At 59.8% G+C, this 9,884-nt stretch carries 11 protein-coding genes and 1 pseudogene; 9 read left to right on the top strand and 3 right to left on the bottom strand.

Annotation, left to right across the window (positions count from 1 at the left end; all coding sequences use genetic code 11):
- The first annotated feature begins 28 nt into the window (after positions 1-28).
- The 5 genes from FJ320_09205 (at position 29) to FJ320_09185 (ending at position 3,253) form a co-directional block, all read left to right on the top strand.
- The gene (locus FJ320_09205; protein ID MBM3926139.1) at positions 29-673 is read left to right on the top strand and encodes a hypothetical protein; all 645 of its coding nucleotides are present in this window, start codon (positions 29-31) and stop codon (positions 671-673) included.
- A gap of 192 nt (positions 674-865) precedes the next feature.
- Positions 866-1,207: a hypothetical protein gene (locus FJ320_09200; protein MBM3926138.1), complete on the top strand. Its 342-nt coding sequence runs from the start codon at positions 866-868 to the stop codon at positions 1,205-1,207.
- Positions 1,197-1,622, top strand: a complete 426-nt coding sequence (locus tag FJ320_09195; GenBank protein ID MBM3926137.1) for a HEPN domain-containing protein — start codon at positions 1,197-1,199, stop codon at positions 1,620-1,622. Before FJ320_09200 ends, FJ320_09195 begins: the two co-directional genes overlap by 11 nt.
- Before the next feature lie 326 nt (positions 1,623-1,948).
- On the top strand, positions 1,949-2,320 hold the full coding sequence (locus FJ320_09190; GenBank protein ID MBM3926136.1) for a hypothetical protein: 372 nt from the start codon (positions 1,949-1,951) through the stop codon (positions 2,318-2,320).
- A gap of 30 nt (positions 2,321-2,350) precedes the next feature.
- The gene (locus FJ320_09185; protein ID MBM3926135.1) at positions 2,351-3,253 is read left to right on the top strand and encodes a class I SAM-dependent methyltransferase; all 903 of its coding nucleotides are present in this window, start codon (positions 2,351-2,353) and stop codon (positions 3,251-3,253) included.
- Positions 3,254-3,490: 237 nt separating this feature from the next.
- Here the strand turns inward: FJ320_09185 and FJ320_09180 are convergent, their stop codons facing one another.
- The gene (locus tag FJ320_09180) at positions 3,491-4,219 is read right to left on the bottom strand and encodes a sulfurtransferase (GenBank protein MBM3926134.1); all 729 of its coding nucleotides are present in this window, start codon (positions 4,217-4,219) and stop codon (positions 3,491-3,493) included.
- Between the two features lie 101 nt (positions 4,220-4,320).
- Here FJ320_09180 and FJ320_09175 point away from each other — a divergent pair, with 101 nt between their 5' ends.
- On the top strand, positions 4,321-5,481 hold the full coding sequence (locus tag FJ320_09175) for an acyl-CoA dehydrogenase (protein MBM3926133.1): 1,161 nt from the start codon (positions 4,321-4,323) through the stop codon (positions 5,479-5,481).
- A gap of 54 nt (positions 5,482-5,535) precedes the next feature.
- Here the strand turns inward: FJ320_09175 and FJ320_09170 are convergent, their stop codons facing one another.
- Positions 5,536-7,785: an MMPL family transporter gene (locus FJ320_09170; protein ID MBM3926132.1), complete on the bottom strand. Its 2,250-nt coding sequence runs from the start codon at positions 7,783-7,785 to the stop codon at positions 5,536-5,538.
- A 13-nt stretch (positions 7,786-7,798) separates the two neighbouring features.
- Positions 7,799-8,458, bottom strand: a complete 660-nt coding sequence (locus tag FJ320_09165; GenBank protein ID MBM3926131.1) for a TetR/AcrR family transcriptional regulator — start codon at positions 8,456-8,458, stop codon at positions 7,799-7,801.
- A gap of 83 nt (positions 8,459-8,541) precedes the next feature.
- On the opposite strand from FJ320_09165, the gene FJ320_09160 reads away from it, so the two are divergent.
- From FJ320_09160 to FJ320_09150, 3 genes and pseudogenes are all read left to right on the top strand, one after another.
- Entirely contained in the window at positions 8,542-8,898 is a 357-nt protein-coding gene (locus FJ320_09160) for a winged helix-turn-helix transcriptional regulator (GenBank protein MBM3926130.1), read from the top strand.
- 55 nt (positions 8,899-8,953) lie between these two features.
- Positions 8,954-9,376, top strand: a pseudogene (locus FJ320_09155) (SRPBCC domain-containing protein).
- Positions 9,377-9,427: 51 nt separating this feature from the next.
- Positions 9,428-9,829, top strand: coding sequence for a VOC family protein (locus tag FJ320_09150; protein ID MBM3926129.1), 402 nt, complete (start codon positions 9,428-9,430; stop codon positions 9,827-9,829).
- Positions 9,830-9,884 lie beyond the last annotated feature (55 nt).

The following is a 9,884-nucleotide window of genomic DNA, read 5'->3' as shown; positions in this document are numbered from 1 at the left end:
TGGTGCGCCACCGGCCCAACCCTACCCCGTGCTTCAGGAACCCCTAGCCTCCCTCGAAAAACGCGCCCATGCTACCCTACCGCGCCTCCAAAAAGACAGGCCCCGCCTCATCAAAGAGCTAGCCCGCGTCGCCGCCCTGCGAGGCTGGAACGTCCACCTCGCCCCCACCTCCGAGGCTGCCCTCGATTATGTTCGAGAACTGGCTAAGTCCAAGGGCGTCCAACGCGTCGTCAGGACTGAACAAGACGTGTTCCAAAGCGTGCCCGTTGACGGCCTCCTGATCAGCCTTGGTACCCAACTCATGGTCATGTCCAGGGGTCACGCCTCCAGCGGCTCCTTCCCCCCCGACCAGGCTGACCTGGGCGTCACCGGCGTCGATTACGCCATCGCCGAGACGGGCACCGCCGTTATCCTCGCCCGCCAGGGCGTCTCCCGCCTCCCCCCCCTCATGCCGCCCGTCCACGTTGCCCTCGTCCGCCCCCAGGACGTCATCGAAAGCCTTGACGACTTGTATCTCCTGCGGCGCCTCGCCTACCATAAAGGACAGGGAGACATGGGCAGCTACATGAGTTTCATCACCGGCCCCAGCCGCACCGCCGACATTGAGCAGACCCTGGTCATCGGCGCCCACGGCCCCAAGGAGGTCTACATGGTCATCCTCACCGGGGAGTAGGGCTAATTGAAGCCTGAACCATACGGAAGGACTGACGGGCACCAAGCAAATCCCTTCTCCCCTTGCGGGAGAAGGTTAGGATGAGGGGTAACCCCTGGAACTACAATATCTGTACCACTACCAACAACTCAAATGCTTCTCCTCTTTGGGTTCAGTAGAACTTGTAACAGCCAACACTGGAGAGCAACTCTAATGCCTATGATGCTGGGCTTCTCCCAGCACCGCGCCGGCATGTTGCAAGAAGAGTTGGACCGCATGATTCAGGAGCTTCCACAGCTCGGCGTGCGGCGATGCATCCTCCTCAACCCCCTCTACCCTGGCTCCATCGAAGTCGACACCAGCCTCAAGCTGGTCATGGTCCTCGACGACGACCGCCCCTTTGTCCGACGTCCCGATTTCTTCTACGGCCACCTCTGGCCGCGCGTCGCCGTCGAGTTTATCCATCTCACGCCTGAGGAGTTCGACGCTGTCGAGCCTTTCGACACCGAGCTGGGCCGCGCTATCCGCCGTGGCGAGGTGGTCTATGACGCCTGACCGCCGCTCCGAGGGCGAACGCTGGCTCCGTCAAGCCGAGCGCGATATAGACGACGCCCAATTTGCCAAGGAAGGCCAGCGATACAGCCTATCCTGTTTCCTCGCCCAGCAGGCCGGCGAGAAGGCCGTCAAAGGCTACCTCTATTATCGCGGCGCCGAAGCCGTCTGGGGCCACGCTCTGGCGGACCTGTGTGAGGACGCCAAAGCCTTCGAGATGCTCTTCGACACCATCAAGTCCCGCGCCATCTTCCTCGATAAGTATTACAACCTCACGCGCTACCCTAACTACCTCCCCGGCGGCATTCCCGCCGATGTCTTCGACGATCTGGAGGCCGGCCGCGCCCTAGAGCTCGCCGCCGACGTCATCGCCTTCGTCCAAGAACGCCTCGCCGAAGCCAAAGCTGAAGGCCTCTAGCCCGCCATGTCCATAAGCCGCTTCTTTTCTACTACGGAAGGGGCAGGCTCGTGAGAGACTTCGATCCGTTGAACAGGCGAGGCTTAGGGGTTTCCTCAGGTACCCCTTCTTCTCCTATTGCAAAGAGCCAGTCCCGATGTAAATCGGGAAGAAGAAGGGGTTAGGGGATGTTGAGGTGATCTTATTTATTCTTCCCCTTCCAGCAGGCTGTACTCAGTCCCGATGCAGTCGGGAAAGGGGACAGGGGATGGTATCCCGATTATGACAAGGTATGTACAGCGCATCAGACGTTTGACTGGAAACATCAAGATGCTGCGACACTTCCCATGTCCATAAGCCGCAAAAGAGCTTGGGAGCAGTATGCCGAGGACTTCGTCAACATCCCTCGTCGGAGCGTCAGAGTCACCCTCCGACACACCAAATCCGGCGTCACCCTCCTCCACCAAGGCCGAGTCCTAACTCGATGCTACAACTCCAAGGTCGGCCAATACTGCGCCCAGTTCATGGCCCAGGCCCTAGGGCTAGAAGTCCCTCCCCTCGGCCAGTCCATCGACGCCGACGTCAGCACCGGCGTCCTCTTCCGCGCCATCTCCATCGCGTCCCTGGACCTCCGCAATGAAGCCACACACCCCATCCTCCAGCGCATGCTTGAGGAAGCTGAATTCCAGCGCACCTCCGCTGGCGGCGCTACCGCCTAGTTTATCCCCGCCCCATGCTACAATCCCCCCATGACCTCCCATCGACCCAACCTCCCGCCCCGACCCCGCCCAGGCCGCCCCGCCCCATCGCATGCGCGACGCCCCACAAGCTCCCGCGCCCATCGGCCCCGCTTCGCTAACCCAGGTCGCCCCGCCTCCCTGCAAGCCCCAAAACCCCAGGATCCCTCCTGGGAACACGTCGCCGACTGGTACGACACCCTGGTCTCCGACCGCGGCACCGAATTTCATGAGCAGGTCATTATTCCTGGTGTCCTTCGCCTGCTGGATATCAAGCCCCGAGAGCGAGTCCTAGACCTCGCCTGCGGCCAGGGCGTCGTCAGCCGCGCCATTCACCGCGCCGGCGCCAGCGTTACCGGCGTTGACCTGTCTTCGCGACTCATCGGTATGGCGCGACAACGTTCCGTCCGCGCCATCGACTACCAGGTCGATGACATCCGCTGCCTCGATAAAGTCCAGGACTCGGCCTTCGACGCCGCCGTCTGCGTCCTCGGCCTGCAAAACGTGGACCCGGTCGAAGACGTTTTTACTCAGGTGGCGCGTGTGCTCAAGCCTGGCGGGAAGTTCGTCGCCGTCATCATGCACCCCGCCTTCCGCATCCCTCGCCAGAGCGCCTGGGGCTGGGAGGAGGCCCGTAAGCTCCAGTACCGCCGCGTCGACCACTACCTTTCGCCCCTCAAAATCCCCATCGACATGCGGCCCTTCAAAGCCCCCGAAAAAGCCGTCACCTGGACTTACCATCGTCCTGTGAGTTCTTACGTCAACGGCCTTGCCGCCGTCGGTCTTCTGACTAGCGCCCTAGAAGAGTGGGTCTCCCACAAGACCACCCAGGCCGGCCCCCGCGCCCGTGGCGAAAACCGTGCCCGCGCGGAAATTCCCCTTTTTTTAGCGCTGCGGGCAGTTAAGATAAAATAACGCCAATCGGCTTCGCGCACGGTGTTCTAACCCTCTTTCCCTTAAGGTCGAACTCCTTGATTCACTTCAATATGAGATCCCGATGCCAATCGGGGGGAAAGGAGGGAGTGGCTACCGCTCTATCGGCGTATCCTCCCGGTTCCCCCACTCCGCCCACGAGCCGTCGTAGTCCTTCACGTCGGGGTAACCCAGGAGCTTCAGTACAAACGCGCCGTGCGCCGCACGGATGCCAGCCTGTCAATGCGTTGTTATGCGCTTGTCCCGTGTTATCCCTTTCGACTCCAGCAGCCGCCTTAGCTCGTCCGCTGGTTTCAGCAGATGCGTCTTGTTATCCACCGTCTCCAGCCACTCCAGGTGCACCGCGCCGGAGATATGCCCCGACCGTTTATTCCCTCGAGTCGTCTCCCCTGTGTACTCGCCTTGGCTCCGCACGTCCCATATCACCGAGTCCTTTTTCCCTATCGACGCCTTCATCTGCTCCGCCGTGGCGATTAGCGATGCGTTGGCTTTAGCCGTGAACTTGTCGGCGGGCTGCGCCTTGGTCGGCGCGTCGGTGATAGGACGACCCTCGCTCAGCCACTTTCGCCACCCGCCGTTCATCACCTTGACGTTCGCATGGCCATAGTAGTTCAGTGCCCACCACAGCCGCGCGGCATACAACCCTCTCGAGTTGTCATACCCTATCACCAGCGTATCGTTGCCGATTCCCAAGTCTCGCATGAATTTTGAGAAGCCTTCCGGCCCCAGAATGTGCACCTTGTTATTAGCTGGGTCCTTCTGATAGTGGTCTGGCTGGTTCACCGACCCCGGAATATGCGCCCGCTGGTACTGCTCAGGCACGTCGCAGTCCACGATGCGCACGTTCCTATCGTTCATATGCTCCGCCACCCACGCTGTATCGACGAGAAACTCTGGGTGAACGTATCCTGATTTCGATGTCATAGCCGCCTCCCGCATCGCTGGCATGCCTGCATTCTACGTTCCGACTATCCACGGGTCAACGTGCTCTGGCCCCATGTCCCTTCGACACCTATACTCATCGGCACCACCACTCGGAGATTGAGCCTATGTCCTATCCCGTCTCAGAAGAGTCCCGCCACCAAATTCTGGACACCGTCCGCAGCTTCGTCCAGCGTGACGTCCTCCCCGTCGCCTCCCAACTTGAGCACGACGATGTCTACCCAACTGACCTCGTTGACCAGATGGCAAGCCTCGGCCTCTTCGGTATCACTATCCCCGAAGAGTACGGCGGCCTCAGCTTGGACTACATCACCTTCGCCTCAATCTTCGAGGAACTAGCCAAAGGCTGGATGAGTCTCACCGGTCCCATTGGCACGCACCACGTCGCCGCCTATGTCATTGCCCAATACGGTACAAATGCTCAAAAACAGAAGTGGCTGCCTCTTATGGCCCGCGGCCGCATCCGCGCCGGCCTTGCCCTCACCGAGCCCAACGCCGGCAGCGACGTCCAGGCCCTCCAGACCACCGCCCGCCGCGACGGCGACCGATATATCCTCAACGGCTCCAAGCTCTTCATCACCAACGGCCGCCGAGGCCACCTCTTCGCTGTCCTCGCCAAGACCAACCCGTCCGCCCAGCCGCCCCATCGCGGTATGAGTTGCTTTATCGTGGAAAAAGGCGCGCCAGGCTTTTCCGTGGGCCGAGACCTGGACAAGCTGGGCTATCGCAGCCTGGACACATGCGAGTTGCTATTTGAAAACGTCTCTGTGCTAGATGCCAACCTCGTCGGCGGTGTGGAGGGCAAGGGCTTTGCCCAGGTCATGAGCGCCTTGGAGGCGGGCCGCATCAACGTCGCCGCCCGCGCCGTCGGCGTCGCCCAGGCCGCCCTGGAGGCCTCCCTTCGATACGCCCAACAGCGCCGCGCCTTCGGCAAGCCCATCGCCGAGCATCAGGCCATCCAGCTAAAGTTGGCGGACATGGCGACTAAGATCCAGGCGGCCAGATTACTCACCCTTGACGCCGCCTCTAAAAAAGACCAGGGCCTGCGCGCGGACCTGGAGGCCGGTATGGCTAAGCTTTTCGCCAGCGAGGTTTGCGGAGAGGTTACGCTGGAAGCCCTCCGGATCCACGGCGGCTACGGCTACGTCAAAGACTACCCCGTCGAGCGCTACTACCGTGAAGCTCCCCTCATGATCATCGGCGAAGGCACCAACGAGATTCAAAAACTCGTCATCGCCCGTGAACTGCTAAAACGCTACGCTCTATAAAAAACTGGCCCGCCCCGTCACTCAGGGCGGGCCAGTAAATTTGTGCTTTAATCCCTAGTCGTCGGAGCCTCCGGCCACCGCCGGAATCTCCGAGGACTTCGGGCCCTCCACCCTCAGGTCTGGTAGCCAGCCCAGCCAGTTGGGCAGGTACCAGTTCCAATTCCCCAGCAGCTTCATCGATGCCGGCACCAGCACCGACCGCACTATTGTCGCGTCGATAAGCACCGCCAGGCCCAGCCCAAAGCCCATCTGCTGCAAGCCCACCAGGTCGCCCGCGGCGAAGGACCAGAACACCGCCACCATTATCAGCGCCGCGCCTGTGATAAGCCGTCCCGTAGACCTGATGCCAAAGGCCACCGACTCAGCGTTGTCTTTCGTCTGGTCGTATCGCTCCCTGATTCGGCTGAGCAAGAACACATGGTAGTCCATGGACAGGCCGAAGAGCACCGAGAATAGGAACAGCGGTATCCAAGCCTCAATACTGTCGTGCTGCTGGAACCCCAGCACGTCCGCCAGCACTCCATCCTGGAAAATCAACACCACGATGCCGTAGGTCGCCCCCACTGATAGCAGGTTCAGGGCAATAGCCTTGGCAGGCACCACAATGGATCGGAAGACCACCATCAGCAGTAGGAAGCTCACGCCCAGCACAAACACGAACACGTAGGGCGTGATGCCCTTAGCCATGTCGAAGAAGTCGATGTTGAAGGCTGTCTCGCCCGTCACGCTGATCTCCACAGGCACGCCGGCAAAGGCCTCGGGCACGTAATCGCTCCTCAGCCGCCGGATGGCCTCCTGCGACTCCTTGCTGGCGGAATCGCCCATCACCGGCACTGCCAGCACTCCAAGGTCGCCTGCGCTGTTGACCTCTAGTTCCCTTGGCGCGCCAAAGACATCGTCCCCTTCAAGCCGGGTCTTCAGCCTGTCCACCGCCGCCAGCACCGCAGGCGAATTGGCATCGCCGTCGATCACTATCTCGGCGGGCGTCGTGTCTTCTTGCGCGAACTTCTCTTCCAGGATTAGGAACGCTTCCTTGGACTCGATTCCGTCCGGGAAAGTGGACACGCCGGCGAAGCCGATATGAAGCGAGAAGAAGGGAATCAGCGCGGCGACTAGCAGTCCGCCCGCCACCAGAAGACTCAGAAACGGCCGCGCCATCACGCCTCGCGACAGCCTGTTCCAGAAACCACTTCTCACGTCCTGGTCAAAGTGCGCCTGGCCTTTCCCAATAACAGGTATGGTAAGCCAGTTCAGCTTGTCGCCAAGAAGGCTCAGGATGGCAGGCAGCAAAGTCAAAGACGCCGCCACCGACGCCACCACCACGAATATGGCGCCCAGCCCAAGCGCTATGTACACGTTGGAAGGCACTATCACCATGCCTACCAGGGCTAACAGAACAGTCATGCCGCTGAAAAACACCGCCCTGGAAGCCGTGTTCCCTGTCTTGGTGATCGCCGCTACCTTATCCAGCCCCTTGGCCCTCTCTTCACGATACCTGGCTATGATGAACAGGCAGTAGTCGATTCCCACCGCCAGGCCGATCATGAAGATGAAGTTGGTCACAAAGAAGGACAGCTCGTAAGCCTGGCCCACTATAGCCGCCGCTCCCAGGGCCACCATAATGGACGCGATGGCCAGGGCCAGCGGCACCAGCGCCGCTATTACCGCTCCAAAAACTATGACCAGGATGATTAATGCGATGGGAACGCCGAAGGCCTCACCCTTCTGAAGGTCCTTTTCCGATACCTCCTTGAAGTCCAGACTTACCGTGGCCTGGCCTGTCATCAACACCTTGAACTCGGTCTGCTGACCCTTGGCCTCGTCCACCGCGGCCGCAACCTTGTCGATGTTATCGCTGGCCTGGTCAAAGTCCCCGGCCATGGTGAAGGGTATGACCGTGGTCTTGCGGTCCTCGGACACCAGGAATTGGTTCCTCTCCTGGTAGTAGTTGCTTAAAGTCTCCTGTCGGATAACGTCAGGGCCCAGGGCCGTTAGGCTCTGGTAGATATTTGTTACGGCCTGCTGAAACGCGGGGTCGTCCACCGTGCGAGTCGTCGAGTCCACTATCACGACTTCGTTGGTGCCAATCTCGCCCCGCAGGCGTTCCTCTATCAGAGTGAATCCCTGCTTCGATTCGGGGTTGTTGGCGAAGTCGAATTTGTCCGTCAGCACGTCGCTCAATAGCGTGCTGGTCAGGAACATCGCCGCCACTAGTCCTACCACCCACAGGCCCACCACCGTCCAGGGCCTCCGTGCGCTGATGTTGGCTAACGACCGAGTTGAAAGGCTGAAGTTCGACGCCATAGTCTCCTCTCATTTATCTCCTCTTCCTGCTTGATTTCTCTCTCCGTCCATTGCCGCTTTTATCAAGTTTTTTGAGCCAGAACCGTCCCGAGTACATCGACTTGATCACCTCAAGACACTGGCTAAAGTCCTCCCCCGGGTTCAGGGCTTTCTGCAGCACCGTCCCATACCACATCGCCATCAGCGTCCGCGCCGCCGCCCTGGCGTCCAGTCTCCCGTCGACCTCCCCCTTCTCCTGCGCTTGCCGCATAGTCTTGGTCATAGCGCTCAACAGGGCTTCAGTGTTTTGCGATAGCGCCTCCTGGATTGAAGGGTTTATCACCGCCTCCGCCCACAACTGAACATTCGCCTGCAAATGAGGCTGCGACTCCGGCTGGCTTAGAAAAGCGAAACCCTCGTCCGCCAGGCTGTCCAGCCTCGCCAGCGTATCCTCTACCGACTCGGCCCGCGACGCCAGCTCGTTGTTCCGCTCCTGGCACTCCCCGCAAATGGCCGCGATAATCTCTTCCTTGCTTCGGAAGTAGCGGTACACCGCCCCGGGGCTTAACTGGGCGCCGCTGCAGATGTCCTGCATGGTGGTCTTGTGAAAGCCTTGTCCGGCAAAGCACACAAAGGCGGCGTCCAAAATCTGACGGCGCCGCGCCTCTAGGTGTTCCTCCCCTATTTTAGGCAACTTACCTATTTTCCTTGTGAAATGTTTGACGAAGGAACGTTCACTTTTTTACAATAATCGCGCCCTTTTGTCAAGCATCTCTTATGTTAGTTGACTCTTACATACCGCAATGCTATATTCCAGCCGTGCTGGACGAAAAGCTTAAAGCCATCGCGGAACCCCGCCGCCGCCAAATCCTCAAGCTAGCACTGGACCGAGAGTGGGCCGCCGGCGAGATCGCCGCTCAGTTCAATGTCACCCGCCCCGCCATCTCCCAACACCTCGCCGTCCTCGTCGCCGCCGACCTCCTCCAGGTCCGAAGGCACGGCACACGCCGTTTCTACCGTTCAAATCCCCAGGGGCTGGAGGAGCTTAAGGCCTTCCTCAGCGACTTCTGGGATGCTAATCTTTTGTCCCTCGCTCGTGAAGCTGAAGCCGAAGAACGGAGGTCTAGATCATAGCCATGGCTTTGCGTAAACTCCTGCGTCGCAAGACTGATGTCGTCGAAAAACCGTCCGCGTCGGCGCCAGGCCGGAGACCGTTTTCCCCTTCTTAACCGACCCCAAGAAGATGGTCAAATGGAAAGGCGTCGAAGCCACCCTGGACCCTAAGCCAGGCGGCGTCTATCGAGTAAACGTCACTGGCCGCGACATCGCCCTGGGCGAGTATGTGGAAATCGTTCCCAATAAGAAAGTCGTTTTCACCTGGGGCTGGGAAGGTGGTGGCCATCCCATACCGCCAGGCTCCACCACCGTCGAAATCACCCTCACCCCCGACGGCGACGGCACCATCGTCCGACTGCGACACTACGGCCTCGCCGCGGCTGAAGCCCGCGAGCAGCACGCCATCGGCTGGGGTCACTACCTGGAGCGCCTCGCCCTCGCCTCCATAGGCATCGACCCGGGCGTGGACCGATTCACCGGCATCCTTGGCGCCTGAATCTCGCTTCACCTGTGGCAGGTCTAATTACACACAAAAAGGAGATTTCCTATGCCCAACCCAGTTGTCCATTTTGAAATCTACGGCAAGAGCCAGAAGCTCCAGGAGTTCTACAAAAAGGTCTTCGATTGGCACGTCGACAGCAACAACCCTATGGACTACGGCTTCGTCGATACCCACGCCGGCGGCATCAACGGCGGCATCCCTGTCCCTCCCGACAAAAAGCCCCGCGTCATGGTCTATATAGAAGTCAAAGACCTCAACGCCTTTCTAAAAAAGATAGAGAAGGCTGGTGGCAAGACCCTCATGCCTCCCACCGAAATCCCCGGTGTGGTCACCTTCGCCCAGTTCGCCGATCCAGACGGCAACGCCATGGCTTGGTCAAAGCTGAAGCCAAGTAAGAATTTCTGCCGTAGGACTTCACCGCTGTCTGGCCATAGTTGCAACCCCTAATCGTTCGGCTGGCGTTATTGCTGTTTCAGGACGATAATCAAGCCATGTGGATCCA

It is taken from the genome of SAR202 cluster bacterium, assembly GCA_016872285.1.
Classification (GTDB): Bacteria; Chloroflexota; Dehalococcoidia; order Lucifugimonadales.
Note: the sequence above shows the minus strand (reverse complement) of the source record. Positions and strands in the feature narration are given on the sequence as shown.